Origin of the sequence: Acidipropionibacterium timonense (assembly GCF_900605005.1) — a bacterium.
In the GTDB taxonomy this organism is placed as follows: domain Bacteria; phylum Actinomycetota; class Actinomycetes; order Propionibacteriales; family Propionibacteriaceae; genus Cutibacterium; species Cutibacterium timonense.
Genome location: NZ_LR027558.1, coordinates 521,502 through 542,653, shown reverse-complemented (window position 1 = coordinate 542,653; position 21,152 = coordinate 521,502). Strand labels below are relative to the sequence as shown.

Sequence of the window (21,152 nt, the reverse complement as noted above, 5' to 3'; positions counted from 1 at the left end):
GTCAGGAAATCACCCTGAGCGGCGAGATGTTCCCCTCCGGGGGAGGAAAGTCCCGCTCAGGGCGATTTCCTGACACCGGTTCACCCACACCTCGACGGGCACCCAACCCGCGCACCGCCCGGACACCGTTGAGATGGGGGACGAGCCACCCTTGTAAGCCGGGTTCTGTGACCCCGATGGGGCCGGTGATCATCCATCTGTGAACGCCGTTGCCGACGTCCTCCAGCCTCGCGGCTGCGCGGCCTACCCGGACGCTCGGGCGGGCAGCCCTCGATCACGTCCGCGACCTTCCGGTCTTCTTGGCCTTGCTCCGGGTGGGGTTTGCCGTGCCGTCACCGTCACCGGTGACGCGGTGGGCTCTTACCCCGCCGTTTCACCCTCACCGGTCCGAGGACCGGCGGTCTGTTCTCTGTGGCACTGTCCCGCGGGTTGCCCCGGGTGGGTGTTACCCACCACCCTGCCCTGTGGAGCCCGGACTTTCCTCGACAGCTCTGGGCTGCCGCGATCACCCCGGGTGGCTCGTCCGACCGACCATTGTACGTGCTGGGCCCGCTCGCCCGACACCGGGTCGGCTACGATCCGTGACCATCGACCTCATGTCGAGGCTGTCGGACAGGAGACCAGGATGACCGAGCACGGCAACGATCCCAAGACCCCCGACCCCTGGGCGCCCGAGTCCACCACCTCCTGGTCCCAGGAGGCGACGACGAGCCTGCCGGACACCGGCGCGACCGAGCCGACGTCGGTGCTGCCGACCTCTTCGGGCTGGGGCGACACCAGCTCGGCCGGGGACACGTGGATCGGCGGGACCGTGCCCCAGATGCCCGATCCTCAGCCCTACCAGGCGGGGCCCGATCCTCAGCCCTACCAGGCGGGGCCAGATCCTCAGCCCTACGCCACGTCCCCGTTCCCGAACACCACGTACCCGTCGGCTCCCTACCAGCCGACCCCGTACCCGCAGAACGCCTACGGCGCACCGACCGCCGACCCCTACGGCGCACCGTCCTACCCGAACCAGCCCTACGCCCCGGTTCCCTACGGCTACCCGGGTGTGCCGGCGATGAGCTCCCGATCGAAGCTGGCCGCCGGTCTGCTCGGGGTCTTCCTGGGCACCCTCGGCATCCACAACTTCTACATCGGTCGCACGGGCAAGGGAGTCGCCCAGCTGCTCATCAGCGTCCTGTCGGCGGGCATCCTCGCCCCGGTGTCGACCATCTGGGGGCTCATCGAGGGCATCATGATCCTCGCCGCGACTCCGCCGAGTTCCTTCGCCTACGACGCCGAGGGCCGCACCCTGCGCCCCTGACGCCCGCCTCGACGCCCCGGGGGCATCGCCCCGACGAGCCCCCGGCCGGCACTCCCGAGGACCTCACACAGCACGGAAGGCCACCTTGCCCTGAGCCGGGTCATCGCTCACGAGCATGACCCGACGGCGTTGCCCCAGGGCGATCCCCGTGCCGCGCACCGGGGCCTCGACGGCCACGTCGTCGATGACGATCGTCCCCGAGGTGCCGTCGGGGGCCGCCTGGACGACGACGGCGTCGAACTGCTGGCCGATCTCGTCGGACAGCACGAGGGCCTCGACGAGGTCGATGATGCCGCGCTCGAAGGCCTTGGCCCGCGAGTCGGAGGACTTCATCGTCGCCGGCAGGTCCGGCAGCGCGGCGGACACCCACTCGGGCACCTCGAGACCGGCGCAGATGGCCAGGCAGGTCTCACCGACGTATCGGTCCACCAGACGCCGCAGCGGGGCCGTCGTGTGCGCATAGGTCGACGCCAGCGCCCCGTGCACGAGCCCGTCCCCGGTGAGCCCCGGGGTGACGACGGTGTACGCAGCGCCCCGGAAGAGCAGGACGCAGGCCATCATCATGGCCCGCTGGGCGGGGACGGCCGGGTCGAGGGTGCGCACCATGGCGGCATAGCCGTCGCCCGGAGCCCACGCGATACCCAGGGTGGACGCGATCCGACGCAGGGCGTCGACGGTCTGCGGGCTCGCCGGCGGCAGGGTGCGCAGCAGCCCGACCCCGGCGTCGACCATGAGCCCGGCGGCCGCCATCCCGGTGAGCAGGGAGATCTGGGCGTTCCAGTCCTCGACCGGCAAGGGTGTGCGAAGGTGCAGCCGCCATGACCCGTCCGCCCCGACGACGACCTCCTGGTCGGGCAGGTTGAGGGAGACGCCACCCCGGTCGGCCTCGACCTGTTGGCGCAGTTGCCCGACGGTCCGCAGCAGCTGGAGCGACTCGGACGCGGTGCCGGTATCGAGGTCCTTCTGGACGCCGTCGTAGTCGAGCCGGGCGCGCGACCGGACCATGGCCCGCACCACCTCGACGTCCTGCTGCCGCCCCTCGGCGTCGAGGTCGATCGTCCACAGCAGCGCGGGGCGGGCCGTGCCGTCGGCCAGGAGGGAGGCCGCCTGTTCCGAGAGCACGGGCGGGTGCAACGGGGTGCGCGACGCCGGGGCGTAGAAGGTCTGTCCGCGCCGATGGGTCTCCACGTCGATCCGTCCGCCAGAACGCACCCAGGCGGCGACGTCGGCGATGGCGTAGTGCACCCGGTAGCCGTCGCCACGGCGTTCGAGGTGCAGGGCCTGGTCCAGATCCATCGACCCCGGCGGATCGATGGTGACGAACTCGACGTCGGTGCGGTCGATCCATTCCCGGCCCCCGGGAGGCAGACCCGGCCCGGCGGTCGCCGACATCGCGGCCTCGGTCGCCACGGCCTCGGGGAAGTCGTCGGGCACCCCCACGCGCTGTCGCAACTGCGCGACGGCGTCACGGATGGGGGCGGGGGTGTGGTCGTCGGCGGCGCGCAGGCGGAAACGACGTCGTGGCATGGGTCAGCTCCTGGACGGGTCTGGTCGTGGCGTCACGCCGACCCCGTGCGACGTCCCCGACCGGGGACTCAGGATCGGGCGGTACGCACGAGGATGCGATCGCACTCCTCACAGCGAAGCACGTCGTCGGGTGCGGCGGACTGGTATCGACGAAGATCGCCCGGATTGGCGGCGATGCCACAGGCCCCGCACACCCCGTGCTCGAGCTGGCCGGCACCGATCCCGGTGCGCTGGTGCAGGGTGTCGTAGAGCCTGAGGAGGTCGGTGGGCACCCCGGCCGCCTGGGCGCGACGCTGCTCGGCGAGCCCGGCGAGTTCCTTGTCGATGGCGGCGAAGGACTGGTCACGTGAGCCGAGGACCCCGCGGATGTGCTGGTCGAGCTCGATGCGGCGTCGGTCGGCGTCGGAGTGGTCCTTCTCGGCGTCCTCGACGGCCTGCATGGCCTCGAGTTCGGCGTCCTCGAGCTCGGCGATGCGCCGTCCGAGGTGGTCGATCTCCTCGACCATGCCGCGCAGGGCCTTGTGATCGGTGAGCGATCCGGAGTCGACGGTGGCCTGGTTGCGGGCCAGCCGGGCGCGGGCCGGCTCGAGGTCGTGCTCGATGCGCTCCTGGGCCGATCGGGCGTCCGAGAGCACCGTCTGCTTGGCGACGACCTCCTCGGCGAGGTCGCGACGTCGCACCGCCAGTTCCTTGAGCTCGGCCAGCTCGGGAAGGGTGGCGCGACGATGGTTCGCCCGGGCGATGAGCCGGTCGGTCTCGACGAGGTCGAGCAGCTTCCACTGGTCCTGCGGTGCGGCCTTCACTCGAACCTCCTGGGACGATCCTCGCGGCCCTGCCGTGGACCGGTCAGCACAGCCTATCGCCCCGATCGCTCGACGTCCCCGCTTACTAGACTGGCCGGAGCCGCGACCCGCGGGGGTCACAGAGAGGTAGGAGTCGATGAGCACGAGCACGGACGGCCAGATCGCCGCAGCCGAGGAGCAGAAGGTCCCCAAGCGTCAGACACCGTTCTCGCAGGCCTTCCGCGAGTTCATCCCGCAGGGTTGGGAACCCTACGACTCGACACCACCGGCACCCCTGGCCTCGATCCCCTCGGCCACCGCCCACCGTGACGCCCTGGCCGGCGCCTTCCCCGGGGAGCGGCTCGTCATTCCCGCCGGCACCCTGGTGCGTCGCAACAACGACTGCGATCATCCCTTCCGTCCGCACACGACCTTCGTCTACTACTCGGGTCTGGGCACCGACCGTGAGCCGAACGCCGTCCTCGTCATCGACACGACACCGGACGCCCCGGTCCGCGACGTCCTCTACTTCAAGCCGCGTGCCCCGCGCACCGACCGCGAGTTCTACGCCGACCCGACCTACGGCGAGATGTGGGTCGGCAAGCGGGAGTCCCTCGAGGAGATGTCGGCGATGACCGGCTTGGTGTGCCGTGACATCAGCGAGCTCGACGCCGCCCTGGCCGCACCGGGACCGTTGCGCGTCATCCGCGACGCCGACCCGGCCGTCACCGCGAGGGTCGACGCCGCCCGAGCCGATGCGGCGGACCCTGGGAAGGGGCTCGGTGCCGGCGAGGCGGGGAGCAAGGGCTCCGCCGCCGACGACGAGCAGCTCGACGTCGTCTCCTCCGACGCCCGGTTCTGCAAGGACGCGTGGGAGGTCGAGCAGCTGCGCGACGCCTGCCGCAAGTCGAAGGTGGGGTTCGAGGCGATGATCGCCGACCTGCCGACCGCCGTCGAGAAGGGTCGCGGGGAGCGCTGGATGGAGGGGATCTTCGGCCTCCATGCGCGCCACCTGGGCAACAACGTCGGGTACGGGTCGATCTGCGCCGCCGGGGACCACGCCAACACCCTGCACTGGGTGCGCAATGACGGCGACCTGCACCCCGGTGAGCTCATCCTCATCGACGCCGGCATCGAGGTCGACTCCCTCTACACCGCCGACATCACCCGCACCTTCCCCATCAACGGCACCTTCAGCCCGGCCCAGCGCAAGGTGTACCAGGCCGTCTACGAGGCCCAGGAGGCCGCGGCCGCCGTCGCCACCGTCGGCCATGACCACAAGGAGATCCACCAGGCGGCGATCCGCGTCATCTGCGAGTACCTGGCCGAGTGGGGCATCCTGCCGGTGAGCGTCGACGAGGCCGTCTCCCCCGAGGGGGGCCAGTTCCGACGCTGGATGGTCCACGGGACGAGCCACCACCTCGGGCTCGACGTCCACGACTGCTCGCAGGCGCGCCGCGAGGACTACTCCGGCCCGCTGCGCGCCGGGATGGTCGTCTCGAACGAGCCGGGCATCTACTTCAAGTCGACCGACCTGCTCGTGCCCGAGGAGTTCCGCGGCATCGGGGTGCGCATCGAGGACGACATCCTCATCACCGACGGCCCGTGCCAGTGGCTGTCGGAGGACTGCCCGAGGCAGATCGACGAGGTCGAGGCCTGGATGCGCGAGATCTGGGCCCGCTGAGTCGACCGACGGTCGGATCGCCGACGGCGCCCGGGTCCGGGGGGTGCCACTCCCCCCGGACCCGGGCGTAGTCACACGCTCGTCGTCGCACGGCCGAGTGGCCGGGACGGCTCAGCTCACTCAGTGCCGGGCGTCGTCGACCGTCCCGGTCATGAGCAGGGCCAGGGCGGCGGAGGCGCACACCCCGTGGATGACACCGAGGAGGTGGGTCGCCCCGTTCGTGGCGACGACAATGCCCGTGGCCACCTCGGCGACGATGACGACGTTGAGCAGGAGGAACCGCACCCGACGTCCCCGCTGCCGGCTCCGGATGAGGACGGCGACGGCCGCGGCGACGCCGATGACCCCGATGCCCTGCTGGACGACCCACCCGACCAGCGGACCGTCCCCTGCGCCGCGCACGAGCATCGGCCAGCCCATGCATCGGGTGAGCGACCCGGCCCCGGCGACGAGGACCGCCCCGAAGTGCGAGGCGACGAGGCATCCGACGGCCACCGCGCCGAGGACGGCGTCCCGACCCCAGGACCAGCGCCGGTCGGGGTCACGGGCGACGTACCAGACGGTCCACATGGCGCCCATCGAGATGATCGCGGCGAGCAGGTCGAACGCGGCCTCGACCCGGTTGATGCCCCACTTGATCGTCATCATGCCGAACACCCCGGAGGTGAGGGCTCCGGCCAGCGCGACGAGCGGCAGCACGAGCAGCAGCTTCGAGCGGTGCCGCTGGAGGACGCCGACGACGACGCCGGCCAGGGCGAGGAGACCCACCGAGGCGGCGATGACCCGGTGGACGAACTCGAGCACCGGCTGGTACGCCGGTCGCGGAATGAGCTGACCGACGTAGCACCCCGGCCAGTTCGGGCAGGACGCGCTGGCGTCGGTGGCGCAGACCATGGACCCCAGGGCCAGGGTGAGGGTGATGACCGAGGCGGTGACGGCGAAGAGCACCACCACCCAGCGAGGTGCCGGTGAGACGGTGTACGAGTGCGGTGCGATCACGCTGTTCCCCTTGGCTGGGTCGATGGCCGCCGCGCCTGCGGGGCCGGGTGGAATCCTGCCATTGTCGGTCGACCGACGGCGCATCGGGGTCAGCGTGCCCGGCCGAGCACCTGGATCGTCGACGAGGGACCCTGGTGGGCCCGACCCTCGAAGATACGGCGTTCCACGGCCCGCGAGTCGACGACAAGGTCCGGCCACTGGGCCGCGGCGTCGTCCCGATGGCTGAGCAGGGCCGGGTCGGCCGGGCCACCGGTACCCATGAGCGGTTGGGCGGTCGAGTAGGTCTCCTGGACGAGCACTCCCCCGGGCGCCAGCCGCGGCCCCAGGGCTGCGCCGATCGCACAGCGCTCGGCCAGGGTGAGGTGGACGAAGACCCACACCACGGCGTCCCAGGGCCCCTGGGCCTGTGGCCCCGAGCACCAGTCGAGCAGATCGGCGCAGTGGACGTCCATCTCGACCCCACGGCGCAGCGCCCGCGCCCTGGCCTGCTCGCAGCCGACCGCCGACAGGTCGACGGTCGTCACCCGGAACCCACGGGAGGCCAGCCACACGCCGTTGCGGCCCTGGCCGTCGCCGACGACGAGCACGCGACCAGCCCGCGGCAGGAGGATCTCGCACTCGACGAGGAAGTCATTGGGGCGGTCACCGAAGAGGTCGGGGAACTGGCGATAGCGGTCGTCCCATGACGGTCGGTCCACCACGACGGCGTGCGGGCGGTCCCCACGGGCCCCGGACGGGCGGGCGGGTGGACGTCCGACGGCATGTGACATGGGCCTTCCTCTCCTCGTGGGCACCTGCCACCCTAGGCCCGACCACCGACGCTTCCGGTGACCTCGCACGGACCCCCGTGAGATTCCCCCGTTGTGGTCGGACCGGTATCTTGACGCACGTGAGCAGGTCGAGTGCGGTCTTCATCTCGCGACTGCGAGGACTTCCCGTCCTGGATGCCTCGGGCGACCAGGTCGGCAAGGTGCGCGACGTCGTCATCCAGCTGCGCAGCCAACGCCAGGCCCCGCGGGTCCGTGGGCTCGTCGTCGAGCTCTTCGCGCGTCGCCGCATCTTCATCCCCATGCCGCGGGTGCACTCCATCGACGCCCAACAGGTCGCCATCGCCGGGGCCGTCGACACCCGGGTCTTCACCCGCCGGGAGGCCGAGACCCTCGTCGTCGACGATCTCTTCGACCGCACCTTCACCCGGGGCGACGCCCCGGTCCGCATCCTCGACGTCGCCATGGCGCCCGTGCGCTCCCACGACTGGGAGATCTCCGAGGTCGCCCTCGTCCCGGCAGGACGTCGTCGCCGGTTTGGGCTCTCGTCGTCGGTCTCCCTCACCGTCGTCGGCTGGGCCGAGGTGCCCAGCCTCGTCATGACGACCCGTCAGTCGACCGAACGCACCATCGCCGAGATGCAGGACATGAAGCCGGCCGACGTCGCCCGGGAGCTGCACGACATGACCCCGAGGCGTCGGGCCGAGGTGGTCCAGGCCCTCGACGACGACCAACTCGCCGACGCCATCGAGGAGTTGCCCGAGGACGAGCAGGTGTCGCTCATTACCGTGCTCGACCCGGAGCGTGCCGCCGACGTCCTCGAGGAGATGGATCCGGACGACGCCGCCGACCTCATCCAGGACCTCCCCGACACCCTGGCCAAGCAGCTGTTGGCCCGGATGGAGCCGGAGGACGCCGCCGACGTGCGGACCCTCATGGCCTACGACGAGTTCACCGCCGGCGCCATGATGACCCCCGAACCGGTCATCGTCGGACCCGACGCCACCGTCGCCGACGCCTTGGCCCTGGTACGCAACGAGGACATCACCCCGGCCATCGCCTCGATGGCCTTCGTCTGCCGGACGCCGACCGACACCCCCACCGGGCGCTATCTCGGTGCCGTCCACGTCCAGCGACTGCTTCGCGAACCTCCCAGTTCGATGGTCTCGGAGATCCTCGACAGTGATCTGGAGCCGCTGCGCACCGACACCCCCGTCGGCGACGTCAGCCGCTACTTCGCCACCTACAACCTCGTCGTGGCACCGGTCGTCAACGGGGCAGGGCAGCTCGTCGGGGCCGTCGCGGTCGACGACCTCCTCGACCACCTGCTGCCCTACGACTGGCGCGGCGACCAGATGGACGGGGACTCCTCCATCGGCGGCGGTGCCACGACGTCCCCGGCCACGGAGGTGACCCATGGCTGAGATGCGCGACGACGACCGGCTCGACGTCCCGGGCCCCCGCAAGTCCCATCGGCCCCGGGTCCAGCTCGACTCCGAGGCCTTCGGCCAGTTCGCCGAGGCCGTCGCACGGTTCATGGGCACCGCGAAGTTCCTCGTCTACATGACGGTCATCGTCGCCGTGTGGGTGGTGTGGAACCTCGTGGCGATCTACGCGCTGCGCTTCGACCCCTACCCCTTCATCCTCCTCAACCTCTTCTTCTCGACCCAGGCCTCGTACTCGGCGCCGCTCATCCTGCTGGCCCAGAACCGCCAGGAGGACCGTGACCGGTTGAGCATGTCCGAGGACCGCCGGGTCGCCGCCCAGAGCCGCGCCGACATGGACTTCCTGGCGCGGGAGGTCGCGGCGATCCGGATGCAGGTCGGCGAGCTCGCCACCCGCGACTACATCAGGTCCGAGCTGCGCGACGACGTCCGCGACCAGATCCGCGAGGAGCTGCGATCGCTGCTGGCCGAACTCGACGAGCAGCGAAGCCAACGGCAGTCCTGAGAACCGGCCATCGGGTCCTTGGACCTGCGGGCACCCGGCCGGATCGGCCCGCGGTGGACGAACTTGCCCCACCCCGCCCGCGTGTGTAGACAAGTCCTCATGAGCAGCGAGAACCCGCTTGTCCCGGCCATCCGCGAGGCCCTGTCGCACGTGGACGACCCGGAGATCAGGCGCCCCATCACCGACCTGGGCATGGTCGACGAGATCACGGTGGACGAGACCGGCCGCGCGTCGGTCCGCATCCTCCTCACCGTCGCCGGATGCCCCCTCAAGACGACCCTGCGTGAGAACGTCACCAAGGCCGTCGAAGCGGTCGAGGGGGTGCGCGGGGTGCACGTCGAGCTGGGCACGATGACCGACGAGCAACGCGCAGCGGTGCGCACCGCCCTGCGCGGAGGCGTGCCGGAGCGGGTCATCCCCTTCGCGGAGCCGGGGTCGACGACGAAGGTCATCGCCGTGGCCTCCGGCAAGGGCGGCGTCGGCAAGTCGTCACTCACCGTCAACCTGGCGCTGGCCCTCTCGGAACTCGGTCGCTCGGTCGGCCTGCTCGACGCCGACATCTACGGCCACTCGATCCCCGACATGCTCGGCGTCGGTGACGCCCGCCCCACGCCGCTGGACGACATCCTCCTGCCGGTGCCGACCCTCGGCATCAAGACGATCAGCGTCGGCATGATGAAGCCCAACCGGGACGACGTCATCGCCTGGCGCGGACCCATCCTCGACCGGGCCCTCACCCAGCTGCTGGCCGACGTCCACTGGGGCGACCTCGACTACCTCCTGCTCGACCTGCCCCCGGGCACCGGCGACATCGCCATGAGCCTGGGGCAGAAGATCCCCAATGCCGAGGTGCTCGTCATCACCACCCCGCAGGCCGCGGCCTCCGAGGTCGCCGAGCGGGCCGGCACCATGGCCGCGATCATGCACCAGAAGGTCATCGGCGTCGTCGAGAACATGTCGTGGTTGGCCTTCACCGCTCCCGACACCGGCAAGGAGTACCGCATCGACCTCTTCGGCTCCGGTGGCGGCCAGGGGGCGGCCGACGCCCTGTCGAAGCGACTCGGCACGCAGGTGCCGCTGCTGGCCCAGATCCCCATGGACGTCGAGCTGCGACGCGGCGGGGACGAGGGCGATCCCATCGTCCTGGCTCATCCGGAGTCGCCGGCGGCCAAGGCCATCGCCGAGCTCGCGTCGACCATCGACTCACGCCCGCGCGGGCTGGCCGGGATGCACCTGGGCGTCTCCCCCACCTCCCACTGACCCCCGACGCACCGGACCCCGGGTCGGCCTGGCCGATCCGGGGTCCCGTCATGTCCCGAGGATGTCGTCGGTGCTCACGTCGCCTCGTCGTCGAAGGGGGTGACGGCGACCAGCTCGGGGGTCTCCTCGACGACCGGCGATTCCGGGGTCGACGGCGTCGTCGAGCGCAGGTCGAGGTCGGAGCGCACCTCGCGCAGGTCCTCACGGATCTCGTCGATGTCGTCCTGCATGCCGTCGAGCAGATGCTTGCGGACGAAGACCTTGGGGTTGAGGTCACGGTAGTCGAGGTCGGCGAACTCGGGGCCGAGCTCGTTGCGCAGCTGGTCGCGCGTGCTGTTGGCGACGTTGCGCAGGTAGTACACCACCCGGGCAGCCTTCCGGGCGTACTCGGGCAGCTTCTCGGGGCCGAACATGAGCACGGCCAGGAGAAGCAGGACCGCGATCTCCGTGGGCGAGACTGAGGACATGGGTCAGACTCTACTTCCGACGGCCGGGTGCGCGCCGCGCGCTGCCCGCCGAGGTCACAGGTCGACGCGGTCGAGCAACTCGGCGAAGGTCGACGCCTGCTCATCGGTGGCGGGCACGAGCGGCAGACGCACCGACCCGACCGGGAATCCCTGGTGGGCCAACCCGGCCTTGACCATGACGACGCCCTGGGCGGCGAACACCCCGGTGAGCACGGGCAGGATCTCCCGGTAGATCGTCAGGGCCTCGTCCTGCCGCCCCTCGACGTAGCCCTCGATGACCTCCTTCATCCGTCGCCCGGTGAAGTGGGTGGAGGTGCCGACGACGCCGACCCCCCCGACGGCCAGCAGGGCTGGGGTGATGGCGTCGTCCCCGGAGTAGTAGGCCAGAGTCGTGCGGGCCATGACCTTGGCCGACTCGACGACCTGGCCCTTGGCGTCCTTGACGGCGACGATCCGCGGATGATCGGCCAGACGCACGAGGGTCTCGGTCTCGACGGCGGTCCCGGTACGTCCGGGGATGTCGTAGATCATGACGGGCAGGTCGGTGGCGTCGGCGGCCCGGGTGAAGTGCTCGAGGAGCCCGGCCTGGGGAGGCTTCGAGTAGTACGGGGCGACGACGAGCAGTCCGTCGGCGCCTGCCTGCTCGGCTTGCCGGGCGAGCTCGACGGTGTGCGAGGTGACGTTCGTGCCGACTCCGGCGATGATCTGCGCCCGGTCGCCGACGGCCTCCTTGGTCGCCCGCACGAGGTCCGCCTTCTCCTCGTCGGTGGTGGTCGGTGACTCGCCGGTCGTCCCGTTGATGACGAGGGCATCGCAGCACTGCTCGTCGACGAGCCGGGCCGCCAACTCGGCGGCGCGGTCGAGATCGACCGCCAGATCCTCGGTCATCGGGGTCACCATGGCCGTCAGGAGACGACCGAACACGGGCTCGGACATCGCAGCACGCCTTCCTTGTGCGTATACGCGTACATGTTGTGCACCCCGGGCGTCCCTCGGGACGTCCGGACGGAACACGGACCCCTCCATGCTAACGAGCCCGCCCCCTGGGACCGCTCTCATCACCGGTGTGTCCGGGTCGATGCTCCAGCACCACCGTGGACGGCTAGGCTGAGTCCGTGAGTCCTGCACAGCGCACCCCGTCCTGCCCCGACGAGCGTTCCTGGGAGTACGCCGAGGGTTTCGTCGCGCCCTCGGAGGCCCTGGCTGCCGCCCGTGAGTCCGCCGCCGACGACGGATGGTCCCCCGCCGGTCCGGGGACGACGTCCTTCCTCGGCTTCCTGGCCCGGTCCATCGGAGCTCACGCCGTCGTCGAGATCGGCACCGACGCCGGCGTCACCGCCCTGGCGCTGCTCGAGGGCATGGACGAGCAGGGAGTGCTCACCAGCGTCGACCCCGATGCGGAACGGCAGACCGCCGCACGACGCGCGGTCGCCGCTGCCCGGATCCGGTCGAACCGGTTCCGCCCCATCGCCAGCGACCCGCTCGAGGTGCTCCCCAAGCTGCGTGACGGCGCCTACGACCTCGTCCTCGTCAACGGCGACCGCCTGGAGTACGTCGAGTACGTCTCCCAGGCCCTGCGACTGCTGCGCCACGGCGGGGTCGTCGTCGTCAACGACGCCCTCGCCGACAACCATGTCGCCGACCCGGGCAACGAGGACGACGAGACCCTCATCATGCGCGAGACCCTCGACTCGGTGCAGGACACCGAGGAGTTCACGTCGGTCCTCGTGCCGGTCGGCGGCGGGCTGCTGCTGGCCGTCAAGGAGTGACGCCGGACGGCCCGTCCCCGGTCCCCATCGCGCACCGGTGCCCCGCAGGATCTCCTGCGGGGCACCGTCCTGAGTGACGTGTCGTCGCCGACGTGAGGCCTCGGCCCGGGGACCGGTCAGTACGGGACCGTGATCCCCTTGCCGACCACCGTGATGCCGGTCGGTGAGACGGTGAACCCGCGGGCACGGTCGTGCTCGTGGTCGACCCCGACCTGGGCACCGTCGGGGACGACGACGTTCTTGTCGAGGATCGCACGGTGCACCGTCGCGTTCGACCCGATCTTGACGTTGTTCATGAGGATGGCCTCGTCGACCCGCGCCCACCGTTCGATCCGCACCCGCGGCCCGAGCACCGTCCGGTAGATGTCGGTGCCCGAGATGATGCACCCGGCCGACACCAGGGTGTCGTCGCAGGAACCGCGCATGACGAACTTCGCCCCGGGAGCCTGTTCCTGCTGGGTCCAGATGGGCCAGTCGGGGTTGTACAGGTTGAACTCGGGCTCGACCGAGACCAGGTCCATGTGGGCGTCGTGGTAGGCGTCGATGGTGCCGACGTCGCGCCAGTAGTCCTGGTCCTTGTCGGTGGCACCGGGCACCTTGTTGTCGCGGAAGTCGTAGACCTGCGCGTCGTGGGCCCGGACGAACCGCGGGATGATGTCGCCGCCCATGTCGTGACGCGACTCGGGATCCTTCGAGTCGTCGAAGAGGGCCTGCACGAGCGAGTCCCGGCTGAAGATGTAGTTGCCCATCGAGGCGAAGGACTCGTCGGGAGAGTCGGCCAGACCCGGCGGGTCCTTCGGCTTCTCGAGGAACTCGCGGATCCGGTGGTTCTCGTCGGCGTCGATGATGCCGAAGGCGGAGGCGTCCTTGCGCGGGACGCGGATGCCGGCCACCGTGCAACTCAGCCCCGAGTCGATGTGCGCCTGGAGCATCTGCTCGACGTCCATCCGGTAGATGTTGTCGGCACCGAAGACGACGACGTAGTCGGGGTCCTGGTCGGTGATGAGGTTGAGCGACTGGTAGATCGCGTCGGCGCTGCCCTGGAACCAGCGCGGCCCGAGCCGCTGCTGGGCCGGGACCGGGGTGACGTAGTTGCCGAGCATGGTGCTCATCCGCCACGTGAGCGAGATGTGCCGGTCGAGGGAGTGTGACTTGTACTGCGTGAGGACGGCGATCCGCGTGAGATCGGAGTTCACGAGATTGGACAGGACGAAATCGATGAGCCGGTAGGTCCCCCCGAAGGGGACGGCCGGCTTGGCGCGGTCCATCGTCAAGGGCATGAGGCGCTTGCCCTCGCCACCCGCCAGGACGATGGAGAGCACCTTCGCATGCGACGTTGCCATGGGAAAAACCTATGCCCGAACGGGTCCGACCACAAGCAGGGCACCCCAATCTTCACCCTGTTGTTCATCGCACGGATGAAGATCCGCTCCCGACCCGCGCGAGCCAACCGGGTGTGGGACCATTCGCTCATGAAGGTGTCCATCCTCACCCGTGAGTACCCACCGACCATCTACGGCGGCGCCGGCGTCCACGTCGCCCAACTCGTCCCCCAGCTGCGTGAACTCGTCGACGTCGACGTGCAGTGCATGGGACAGCCCCGGGAGGGCGTCACCGCCCACCCCGAGACCTACCCCGAGGGAGCCAACGCAGCCCTGCGGGTCTTCGGCGCCAACCTGTCCATGGTGGCGGCCGTCCCCGAGGACGTCGACCTCGTCCACTCCCACACGTGGTACGCCAACCTGGCTGGCCTGCTCACGAGCATCTACCGGGACGTCCCGCACGTCGTCAGCGCCCATTCGCTGGAGCCTGACCGGCCGTGGAAGGCCGAGCAGCTCGGCGGCGGCTACCGGCTGTCGTCGTGGGCCGAGCGCAGCGCCTACGACGCCGCCGACGCCGTCATCGCCGTCTCCTCGGGTATGCGCCGCGACGTCCTGGCCGCCTACCCCGAGCTGGACCCCGACAAGGTGCACGTCGTGCGCAACGGCGTCGACACCGAGGAGTTCCACCCGGTCACCGAGACCGACGTCTGCACCCGGATCGGCATGGACCCGCACGCGCCCTCGGTCGTCTTCGTCGGCCGGATCACCCGCCAGAAGGGTCTGGTGCACCTCGTGCGCGCCGCCGAGCAACTCGACCCCACCACCCAGGTGGTCCTCCTGGCCGGCGCTGCCGACACCCCCGAGATCGCCGCCCAGTTCGAGGAAGCCTTCGCCTCGCTGCAGTCGAAGCGGACCGCCCCGGTCATCCGGGTCGCCGAGATGCTGCCGCGGGCCGACGTGCGCCAGGTGCTGTCGGCCGCCACCGTCTTCGCCTGCCCGTCGGTGTACGAGCCCCTGGGCATCGTCAACCTCGAGGCCATGGCCTGCTCGACGCCGGTCGTCGCGTCGGCGGTCGGCGGTATCCCCGAGGTCGTCGTCGACGGAGAGACCGGATTCCTCGTGCCGGGCGTGCCGACCAATGACTCGACGCCCCAGGAGATCGCCTCCTTCGAGGCCGCCTTCGCCCAGCGGATCAACGACCTCACCCGCGACCCCGAGCGGGCCGCGAGCTTCGGCCGGGCCGGGCGTCAACGCTGCATCGACGTCTTCTCCTGGCGCAGGATCGCCGAGCAGACCGTCGAGGTGTACCGGAAGGCCATCGCCCGGCACCAGGGGTGACCAGGACCGTCCGACCTCTCCCCCAACGATCCACTGCCTTCCCGTCAGAAGGACGTGAGCCCCGGCACCAGCCGGGGCTCACCTAGTTCGTTGTCGCCTGACTCGGTCACGAGGCCGACGGGTCGTCGACTCAGCCGACGACACCCTTGAGGCACTCGAGGAGCTCGGACGCCTCCTGGGCGTTGAGCTCGACGACCAGACGGCCACCTCCATCGACGGGAACGCGCATGATGATGCCTCGCCCCTCCTTCGTGACCTCCATGGGGCCGTCACCGGTTCGGGGCTTCATTGCTGCCATGTCACTCTTCCTCGCTCACTGGGCAGTGGGATCGGTGTCCATTATTCCGCATCCTCGGCCTCGGTGCCGGAGGTGAACTCCTGCTCACCGGTCGAACCGGCCATCTGGGCGGCCAGACGCTCGAGCATGGCGTCCACCTGGCTCATCGAGTACCCGCGCAGGACGACGGCGAACCGGGCGCCCCGCACGTCCTCGGGGCCCAGGTCGCCGTCGGGCAGATCGGGAGCCGGACGGTCGTCGACGACGGCGGGCACCTCGCCGAACCTCCCGGATGCCGCCATGACCGCCGACCCGATGATGACGATGACGAATGCACAGAGCAGCCAGACCATTCAGACCTCCTGGGGACAGACGTGATCGACGACCTCGGCCGGGTCGTCCGAGACGAGGACCGAGTCCAGGTCGGCCTCGTCGATGTACCGGTCGGCCAGCGTGCTGGAGCGCAGCCAGCCGAGCAGACCGGCCCAGTAGTCGACGCCGACGAGGGCCACCGGGGCCACCGTCATCTTGCCGGTCTGGCGCAGGGTGAGCACCTCGAAGAACTCGTCGAAGGTGCCGAACCCGCCCGGCAGGGCGACGAACCCCTGGGCGTACTTGACGAACATCATCTTGCGCACGAAGAAGTAGCGGAAGTTGATGCCGAGATTGACATGGGCGTTGAGGCTCGACTCGAAGGGCAACTCGATGCCCAGGCCGACCGAGGTTCCCCCGGCCCGGGAGGCCCCGAGGTTCGCGGCCTCCATGATCCCGGGCCCGCCCCCGGTGATGACGGCCACGCCGCGTTCGGCACACCGTCGACCGATGTCGGTGGCCAGGGCGTACATGGGATGGTCGGGCCCGGTGCGCGCCGACCCGAAGACGCTCACCGCCGGGCCCAGCCCGGCCAGGGTCCCGAATCCCTCGACGAACTCGCTCTGGATGCGCAGCACCCGCCACGGGTCGGTGTGCACCCAGGAGTCGTCCGGGGCGGTGTCGAGAAGGCGCTGATCGGTCGTCGTCGCCTGCACCTGTCCGTGACGGCGGATGACCGGCCCCTGGACGCGCTGGTCGGAGCCGTCGGGCGCTCCCCAGTCGGAACTGCTCATGAATCCATCCTTGCGTCCTGACAGGTCACCGAGCTGTCCGCGGTCAACCACGTCTCCAGGGCCTGACGACACTCGTCGAGCGACCCGAGCCGACAGCACTCATCGGCCTTGTGGGCGTACAGGGCGTCACCGGGACCGAAGTTGAGGGCCGGGACGCCGAGCTCGGAGAACCTGGCGACGTCCGTCCACCCGTACTTGGGGCCGGGTTCGGTTCCCACGGCCTCGACGAAGGACCGGGCCAGCGGGCGGTCCAGGCCGGGCCGCGCGGGTGCCGACAGGTCGAGGATCGTCATCGGCCAGCGGTCGAAGAGAGCCTCCATGGCCTCCCGGGCCTGCTCGACGGACTTGTCGGGGGCGTAGCGGTAATTGATCTGGATCGTCGCGCTGGGTGGGATGACGTTGCCGGCCACCCCGCCCGAGAGCATCGTCGCGTTGAGTCCCTCGTGGAAGGTGAGCCCCTCGACCTCGACGAGCGGGTCGCGGCGTTGCCACCGGGTGAGCTTCTCGAGGATCGGCGCCAGGTCGTGGATGGCGTTGTGCCCGGCCCAAGAGCGGGCCGAGTGGGCGGCCTGACCGGCGACCTTGAGGGTGAACCTCATCGTCCCCTGACACCCTCCCTCGACCCGCCCGTCAGTGGGTTCCATGAGGATGGCCAGGTCGGCGTCGAGCAGCTCGGGACGCTCGCGGGCGATGCGGGCCAGGCCGTTGTGCTCGGCGGCGATCTCCTCGCACTCGTAGAAGACCCAGGTGACGTCGCGCACCGGTTCCGCCAGTCGGGTCGCCAGGTACAGGGCGACGGCCACCCCGCCCTTCATGTCGCAGGTGCCGCGTCCGACGAGGTAGTCCCCATCGGGTCGGGTCTCGACGACCGAGGGCAGGTTGTCGACGATCGGCACGGTGTCGAGGTGGCCGGCGATGACGACCCGTTCCGACCTGCCGAGCCCGGTACGCGCGACGACGCAGTTGCCGATCCGGGTCACCTCGAGGTGGGCGGCCTCACGCACCAGGGCCTCGACGGCGTCGGCCAGATCCTGCTCCTCCTGCGAGACGGAGGGGCAGTCGACGATCTGCCGGAAGAGGCCGTGCAGGTCGCTCGGGTCGAGATGGAGCGTCATGGGGCCACTCTACGGGGGTCGAATCGGCCACGTCGTCGACGTTCCGGGCTGGATACACTCGGGGCCATGACGCAGACGAGTCCCGACCAGCATTCCGCGCGCACCGCCTGGGGGTGGGGCCTGGCCACCGTCCACGAGGACGGGGAGGTCCTCGACACGTGGTTCCCCGAGCCGCGGCTGGGCGATCCGGACGACACGCCGGCTCCCGAGAGCCTGCAGCGGTCCGTCAACGGCGGGTTCGACCCCATCCGCAAGGTCCGCATGGAGGTCGTCCGCACCGTCATCGATCTCGACGCCGCCCCGTCCGGGGTCTCGGACGCCTACCTGCGTCTGCACCTCATGTCGCACCGGCTGTGCCGACCGCGCACCATCAATCTCGACGGCATCTTCGGGGTCCTCCCCAACAACGTGTGGACCAATGTCGGCCCCTGCCGCGTCGCCGACCTCGACCACGCCCGGGCCGAGACCAGGGCCACCCGCAGCCCGTTCATCGTCCTGCTCGTCGACAGGTTCCCGCGCATGGTCGACTTCGTCGTGCCCTCCGGGGTGCGCATCGGCGATGCCGACCGGGTGCGTCTGGGTGCCCACCTGGCCGAGGGCACGACCGTCATGCACGAGGGCTTCGTCAACTTCAACGCCGGCACCCTCGGTGAGTCCATGGTCGAGGGCCGCATCTCGCAGGGGGTGCTCGTCGGCAACGGCTCCGACATCGGCGGTGGGGCGTCCATCATGGGCACCCTCTCCGGCGGTGGCAAGGAGCAGGTGACGATCGGCGAGGGCTGCCTGCTGGGGGCCGAGTCCGGGCTGGGCATCTCGTTGGGGAACAACTGCGTCGTCGAGGCCGGCCTCTACGTCACCGCCGGCACGAAGGTCACCCTGCCCGACGGCGGTGTCGTCAAGGCCCGGGAGTTGTCCGGGCACGACGACCTCCTCTTCATCCGCGACTCGACGACCGGCGTCGTCAAGGTCCTCGGCCGTCAGGGCGCCGAGGTGAGCCTCAACTCGGCCCTGCACGCGAACTGACATGCCACGTACCGCTCCCCCACGCCGGTCCTCGGGAACGCCGTCCCGGTCCCGACGCCGTCGTGGCCGTTCGCCGTGGCGCTCGGTCGTCGCCCTCGCCGTCGCCCTGGTCCTCGTGACCGGGGTCGGCCTGGGGGCCTGGAAGGTGTGGACCATGGTTCGACCGGTCGCCACCCCGGCCGCCGAGGGTTGCCGGGTGCAGCTCGACGGACAGAGCTACACGCTCGACCTCGAGCAGTCGAACAACGCCGCGATCATCACGGCCGAGGCCTTCCGACGCGGGCTTCCGGCGCGGGCGGTGACGATCGCCCTGGCCACGGCCATGCAGGAGTCCCGGCTGCGCAACCTCGACTACGGCGACCGCGACTCCGTGGGCCTGTTCCAGCAGCGTCCGTCACAGGGATGGGGCACGGTCAAGCAGATCATGGACCCCTGGTACTCGTCGGGGAAGTTCTATGCCGAGCTGGTCAAGGTGAGCGGCTGGCGCACCGGCGACATCAACGACGTCGCCCAGGCGGTGCAGCGCTCCGGGGTGCCCGACGGCTACCGCAAGCACGTGTCGGCGGCCAAGGCCTGGTCCAGTGCCCTCACCGGCAACTCGACGTCGATGATCTCCTGCGTCAACCGGTCGACGACGAAGGGTTCGGCCTCGACCCTCTCCGCCACCGCCCGCAAGGGTCTGGCCGAGGTCGCGACGATCAAGGTCAGCGGGTCGACGGTGAGCGTCTCCTCGACGACTGCGACGACGGCCCGGGCCGGGATCGCCCTCCTCCTGGCGTCGACCGAGCTGGCGCCCATCACCTCGGCGGCGGTGAGCGGTCAGCGATGGACCGCGGAGCCGAAGTCCTACGCCACCTGGTCGGCCTCCCCGGCAGAGCCCTCGGCCAGCCCCGGGGGCAATGGCGGGCTGACCACCGGGACGGTCGTCGTCACCAGCTGAGACGAGGAGCGGCGGCCCTCACGACTGGAGGCGGGACGCGGCTGCGGCGATCCGTTCGTCGGAGGCGGTGAGCGAGATGCGGACGTGGTCGCTGGCGCCGTCGACGTAGAAGTCCCCCGGCGAGCAGAGGATGCCCTGGGCGGCCAACCGGTCGAGGGTCACCCGGCAGTCCTCGCCGCGGGTCGCCCACAGGTACAGCGACCCCTGGGAGTCGTCGATCCGGTACCCGGCGGCCTCGAGGGCCGGACGCAGCACCTCGCGACGGCGCCGGTAGCGGCCCACCTGCTCCTCGACATGGGTGCGGTCGTCCAGGGCTGCCGCCATGGCGGCGGCCACCGGGGTGGAGACCATGAACCCCGAGTGCTTGCGCACCGTGAGCAGTTCACCGGTGAGGGCGGGGTCGCCGACGAGGAACCCGGCCCGGTACCCGGCCATGTTCGATCGCTTCGACAGCGACATGACGGCGAGCAGACCGGTGACGTCGCCGTCACTGACCCGGGTGTCGAGGACCGAGAGGGCCTCACCCTCCCAGACGAACTCCCCGTAGCACTCGTCGGAGGCCAGGACGGCCCCGGTGCGCCGGGCGAAGGCCACCCAGGCACGCATCTCGTCGAGGTCGAGAATCCGTCCGGTGGGGTTCGACGGGGAGTTGATCCACACGAGGTCCGGGGCGATGTCGACGTCCTGCGGACGGTCGGCGGCGATGATCCGTGCCCCGGCCAGCCGTGCCCCGACACGGTAGGTCGGGTAGGCCGTCGTCGGGACGACGACGACGCTGTCGGGCCCCAGACCGAGCTGGATCGGCAGGACGGCGACGACCTCCTTGGTGCCGATGACCGGCAGCACGGAGGTCTCGTCGAGACCGGGAGCGCCCCAGCGACCCGTCATGTGGTCGAGGATCGACCGACGCAACCTCGGGGTGCCCCAGACCTGCGGATAGCCGTGCGCGTCGGCGGCGCCGACGAGGGCCTCACGAACGACCCGGGGGGTGGGGTCGACGGGGGTGCCGACCGACAGGTCGACGATCCCGCCGGGATGACTGGCGGCCAGCTCCTTGGCCCCGGCGATGGTGTCCCAGGGGAAGTCGGGCAGGCTGGCCGAGACCGTCCTGCGGCTCATTCGCCCTGTGGGGGCAGGGCCGCCACGTAGGGGTGGTCCTCGTGGGTCGGGCCGAGGCGGGCGGCGCCGCCCGGGGACCCGAGGGAGTCGAAGAACTCGGCGTTGACGTCGAGGAACTTGGCCTGGTCGGAGGGCAGGTCGTCCTCGTAGTAGATGGCCTCGACGGGGCACACCGGCTCACAGGCACCGCAGTCGACGCACTCCTCGGGGTGGATGTAGAGGCTGCGCTCGCCCTCGTAGATGCAGTCGACGGGGCACTCCTCGACGCAGGCGCGGTCCTTGACGTCGACGCAGGGCAGACCGATGACGTAGGTCACGTCGCTCTCCTTGTTCGGCCCCCGAGGGGGCGGGTTGGACGATCGCAGACCACTCTAGTCCCCCCGCTGACGAGCCGGTTGACG

General features: G+C 70.4%; 22 protein-coding genes and 1 other RNA gene. 9 read left to right on the top strand and 14 right to left on the bottom strand.

Annotated elements, in window-relative coordinates:
* Nucleotides 1-138: 138 nt before the first annotated feature.
* Nucleotides 139-521: RNase P RNA component class A (gene rnpB / locus E0E30_RS02615), an RNA gene on the bottom strand.
* Between the two features lie 104 nt (nucleotides 522-625).
* Here rnpB and E0E30_RS02610 point away from each other — a divergent pair.
* Entirely contained in the window at nucleotides 626-1,306 is a 681-nt protein-coding gene (locus E0E30_RS02610) for a TM2 domain-containing protein (protein WP_245306475.1), read from the top strand.
* 63 nt (nucleotides 1,307-1,369) lie between these two features.
* Here the strand turns inward: E0E30_RS02610 and E0E30_RS02605 are convergent, their stop codons facing one another.
* Nucleotides 1,370-2,833 carry an RNB domain-containing ribonuclease gene (locus E0E30_RS02605; protein ID WP_130864969.1) on the bottom strand — a complete coding sequence of 488 codons (1,464 nt, stop codon included), beginning with the start codon at nucleotides 2,831-2,833 and terminating at the stop codon, nucleotides 1,370-1,372.
* Between the two features lie 68 nt (nucleotides 2,834-2,901).
* A complete protein-coding gene (locus E0E30_RS02600; RefSeq protein WP_130864968.1) occupies nucleotides 2,902-3,636 on the bottom strand; it encodes a zinc ribbon domain-containing protein in 735 nt (244 codons plus the stop codon).
* Nucleotides 3,637-3,772: 136 nt separating this feature from the next.
* Here E0E30_RS02600 and E0E30_RS02595 point away from each other — a divergent pair, with 136 nt between their 5' ends.
* A complete protein-coding gene (locus tag E0E30_RS02595) occupies nucleotides 3,773-5,299 on the top strand; it encodes an aminopeptidase P family protein (RefSeq protein WP_130864967.1) in 1,527 nt (508 codons plus the stop codon).
* 120 nt (nucleotides 5,300-5,419) lie between these two features.
* Here E0E30_RS02595 and E0E30_RS02590 read toward each other — a convergent pair whose 3' ends face one another.
* Both E0E30_RS02590 and E0E30_RS02585 read right to left on the bottom strand, forming a co-directional pair.
* Nucleotides 5,420-6,295, bottom strand: coding sequence for a COX15/CtaA family protein (locus tag E0E30_RS02590; RefSeq protein WP_130866693.1), 876 nt, complete (start codon nucleotides 6,293-6,295; stop codon nucleotides 5,420-5,422).
* A gap of 92 nt (nucleotides 6,296-6,387) precedes the next feature.
* Nucleotides 6,388-7,068: an SAM-dependent methyltransferase gene (locus E0E30_RS02585; protein WP_130864966.1), complete on the bottom strand. Its 681-nt coding sequence runs from the start codon at nucleotides 7,066-7,068 to the stop codon at nucleotides 6,388-6,390.
* 119 nt (nucleotides 7,069-7,187) lie between these two features.
* On the opposite strand from E0E30_RS02585, the gene E0E30_RS02580 reads away from it, so the two are divergent.
* From E0E30_RS02580 to E0E30_RS02570, 3 genes are all read left to right on the top strand, one after another.
* Entirely contained in the window at nucleotides 7,188-8,489 is a 1,302-nt protein-coding gene (locus tag E0E30_RS02580; RefSeq protein ID WP_411913981.1) for a magnesium transporter MgtE N-terminal domain-containing protein, read from the top strand.
* Nucleotides 8,482-9,015 (top strand): DUF1003 domain-containing protein, encoded by a 534-nt coding sequence (locus E0E30_RS02575; protein ID WP_130864964.1) that lies wholly within the window; start codon nucleotides 8,482-8,484, stop codon nucleotides 9,013-9,015. Before E0E30_RS02580 ends, E0E30_RS02575 begins: the two co-directional genes overlap by 8 nt.
* A gap of 99 nt (nucleotides 9,016-9,114) precedes the next feature.
* Nucleotides 9,115-10,275: an Mrp/NBP35 family ATP-binding protein gene (locus E0E30_RS02570; RefSeq protein WP_130864963.1), complete on the top strand. Its 1,161-nt coding sequence runs from the start codon at nucleotides 9,115-9,117 to the stop codon at nucleotides 10,273-10,275.
* Nucleotides 10,276-10,349: 74 nt separating this feature from the next.
* Here E0E30_RS02570 and E0E30_RS02565 read toward each other — a convergent pair whose 3' ends face one another.
* Together E0E30_RS02565 and dapA are read right to left on the bottom strand one after the other, a co-directional pair.
* Nucleotides 10,350-10,742: a sec-independent translocase gene (locus tag E0E30_RS02565; RefSeq protein WP_130864962.1), complete on the bottom strand. Its 393-nt coding sequence runs from the start codon at nucleotides 10,740-10,742 to the stop codon at nucleotides 10,350-10,352.
* 54 nt (nucleotides 10,743-10,796) lie between these two features.
* Nucleotides 10,797-11,678, bottom strand: coding sequence for a 4-hydroxy-tetrahydrodipicolinate synthase (dapA, locus tag E0E30_RS02560; RefSeq protein ID WP_130864961.1), 882 nt, complete (start codon nucleotides 11,676-11,678; stop codon nucleotides 10,797-10,799).
* A 179-nt stretch (nucleotides 11,679-11,857) separates the two neighbouring features.
* On the opposite strand from dapA, the gene E0E30_RS02555 reads away from it, so the two are divergent.
* Nucleotides 11,858-12,511, top strand: coding sequence for an O-methyltransferase (locus E0E30_RS02555; protein WP_130864960.1), 654 nt, complete (start codon nucleotides 11,858-11,860; stop codon nucleotides 12,509-12,511).
* Nucleotides 12,512-12,627: 116 nt separating this feature from the next.
* Here E0E30_RS02555 and glgC read toward each other — a convergent pair whose 3' ends face one another.
* Entirely contained in the window at nucleotides 12,628-13,854 is a 1,227-nt protein-coding gene (gene glgC, locus E0E30_RS02550) for a glucose-1-phosphate adenylyltransferase (protein ID WP_130864959.1), read from the bottom strand.
* Between the two features lie 129 nt (nucleotides 13,855-13,983).
* Here glgC and glgA point away from each other — a divergent pair, with 129 nt between their 5' ends.
* Nucleotides 13,984-15,171 carry a glycogen synthase gene (gene glgA / locus E0E30_RS02545; RefSeq protein WP_130864958.1) on the top strand — a complete coding sequence of 396 codons (1,188 nt, stop codon included), beginning with the start codon at nucleotides 13,984-13,986 and terminating at the stop codon, nucleotides 15,169-15,171.
* 130 nt (nucleotides 15,172-15,301) lie between these two features.
* On the opposite strand, the gene E0E30_RS02540 is transcribed toward glgA, so the two are convergent.
* From E0E30_RS02540 to dapE, 4 genes are read right to left on the bottom strand one after another with little or no spacing between them, the layout of a single operon-like run.
* Nucleotides 15,302-15,469 (bottom strand): DUF3117 domain-containing protein, encoded by a 168-nt coding sequence (locus E0E30_RS02540; RefSeq protein WP_130864957.1) that lies wholly within the window; start codon nucleotides 15,467-15,469, stop codon nucleotides 15,302-15,304.
* Nucleotides 15,470-15,510: 41 nt separating this feature from the next.
* On the bottom strand, nucleotides 15,511-15,801 hold the full coding sequence (locus E0E30_RS02535; protein ID WP_130864956.1) for a DivIVA domain-containing protein: 291 nt from the start codon (nucleotides 15,799-15,801) through the stop codon (nucleotides 15,511-15,513).
* Nucleotides 15,802-16,554 carry an LOG family protein gene (locus tag E0E30_RS02530; RefSeq protein ID WP_130864955.1) on the bottom strand — a complete coding sequence of 251 codons (753 nt, stop codon included), beginning with the start codon at nucleotides 16,552-16,554 and terminating at the stop codon, nucleotides 15,802-15,804.
* Complete coding sequence (dapE, locus tag E0E30_RS02525; protein ID WP_130864954.1) at nucleotides 16,551-17,669, bottom strand: succinyl-diaminopimelate desuccinylase; 1,119 nt, start codon at nucleotides 17,667-17,669, stop codon at nucleotides 16,551-16,553. The genes E0E30_RS02530 and dapE overlap by 4 nt, the downstream gene beginning before the upstream one ends.
* Before the next feature lie 66 nt (nucleotides 17,670-17,735).
* Here dapE and dapD point away from each other — a divergent pair, with 66 nt between their 5' ends.
* Nucleotides 17,736-18,692: a 2,3,4,5-tetrahydropyridine-2,6-dicarboxylate N-succinyltransferase gene (gene dapD, locus E0E30_RS02520; protein ID WP_130864953.1), complete on the top strand. Its 957-nt coding sequence runs from the start codon at nucleotides 17,736-17,738 to the stop codon at nucleotides 18,690-18,692.
* Between the two features lies 1 nt (nucleotide 18,693).
* Nucleotides 18,694-19,632 carry a hypothetical protein gene (locus E0E30_RS02515; RefSeq protein ID WP_459348728.1) on the top strand — a complete coding sequence of 313 codons (939 nt, stop codon included), beginning with the start codon at nucleotides 18,694-18,696 and terminating at the stop codon, nucleotides 19,630-19,632.
* An 18-nt stretch (nucleotides 19,633-19,650) separates the two neighbouring features.
* On the opposite strand, the gene dapC is transcribed toward E0E30_RS02515, so the two are convergent.
* Nucleotides 19,651-20,751: a succinyldiaminopimelate transaminase gene (gene dapC / locus E0E30_RS02510; RefSeq protein ID WP_130864952.1), complete on the bottom strand. Its 1,101-nt coding sequence runs from the start codon at nucleotides 20,749-20,751 to the stop codon at nucleotides 19,651-19,653.
* Entirely contained in the window at nucleotides 20,748-21,068 is a 321-nt protein-coding gene (fdxA, locus tag E0E30_RS02505; RefSeq protein ID WP_130864951.1) for a ferredoxin, read from the bottom strand. Before fdxA ends, dapC begins: the two co-directional genes overlap by 4 nt.
* Nucleotides 21,069-21,152 lie beyond the last annotated feature (84 nt).

Bases quoted from the DNA above. Each gene is read 5' to 3' on its own strand.
- E0E30_RS02610 (WP_245306475.1), top strand. From the start codon at position 626: ATGACCGAGCACGGCAACGATCCCAAGACCCCCGACCCCTGGGCGCCC.
- E0E30_RS02605 (WP_130864969.1), bottom strand. From the start codon at position 2,833: ATGCCACGACGTCGTTTCCGCCTGCGCGCCGCCGACGACCACACCCCC.
- E0E30_RS02595 (WP_130864967.1), top strand. From the start codon at position 3,773: ATGAGCACGAGCACGGACGGCCAGATCGCCGCAGCCGAGGAGCAGAAG.
- E0E30_RS02585 (WP_130864966.1), bottom strand. From the start codon at position 7,068: ATGTCACATGCCGTCGGACGTCCACCCGCCCGCCCGTCCGGGGCCCGT.
- E0E30_RS02575 (WP_130864964.1), top strand. From the start codon at position 8,482: ATGGCTGAGATGCGCGACGACGACCGGCTCGACGTCCCGGGCCCCCGC.
- E0E30_RS02570 (WP_130864963.1), top strand. From the start codon at position 9,115: ATGAGCAGCGAGAACCCGCTTGTCCCGGCCATCCGCGAGGCCCTGTCG.
- E0E30_RS02565 (WP_130864962.1), bottom strand. From the start codon at position 10,742: ATGTCCTCAGTCTCGCCCACGGAGATCGCGGTCCTGCTTCTCCTGGCC.
- dapA (WP_130864961.1), bottom strand. From the start codon at position 11,678: ATGTCCGAGCCCGTGTTCGGTCGTCTCCTGACGGCCATGGTGACCCCG.
- glgC (WP_130864959.1), bottom strand. From the start codon at position 13,854: ATGGCAACGTCGCATGCGAAGGTGCTCTCCATCGTCCTGGCGGGTGGC.
- glgA (WP_130864958.1), top strand. From the start codon at position 13,984: ATGAAGGTGTCCATCCTCACCCGTGAGTACCCACCGACCATCTACGGC.
- E0E30_RS02540 (WP_130864957.1), bottom strand. From the start codon at position 15,469: ATGGCAGCAATGAAGCCCCGAACCGGTGACGGCCCCATGGAGGTCACG.
- E0E30_RS02535 (WP_130864956.1), bottom strand. From the start codon at position 15,801: ATGGTCTGGCTGCTCTGTGCATTCGTCATCGTCATCATCGGGTCGGCG.
- E0E30_RS02530 (WP_130864955.1), bottom strand. From the start codon at position 16,554: ATGAGCAGTTCCGACTGGGGAGCGCCCGACGGCTCCGACCAGCGCGTC.
- dapE (WP_130864954.1), bottom strand. From the start codon at position 17,669: ATGACGCTCCATCTCGACCCGAGCGACCTGCACGGCCTCTTCCGGCAG.
- dapD (WP_130864953.1), top strand. From the start codon at position 17,736: ATGACGCAGACGAGTCCCGACCAGCATTCCGCGCGCACCGCCTGGGGG.
- E0E30_RS02515 (WP_459348728.1), top strand. From the start codon at position 18,694: ATGCCACGTACCGCTCCCCCACGCCGGTCCTCGGGAACGCCGTCCCGG.
- dapC (WP_130864952.1), bottom strand. From the start codon at position 20,751: ATGAGCCGCAGGACGGTCTCGGCCAGCCTGCCCGACTTCCCCTGGGAC.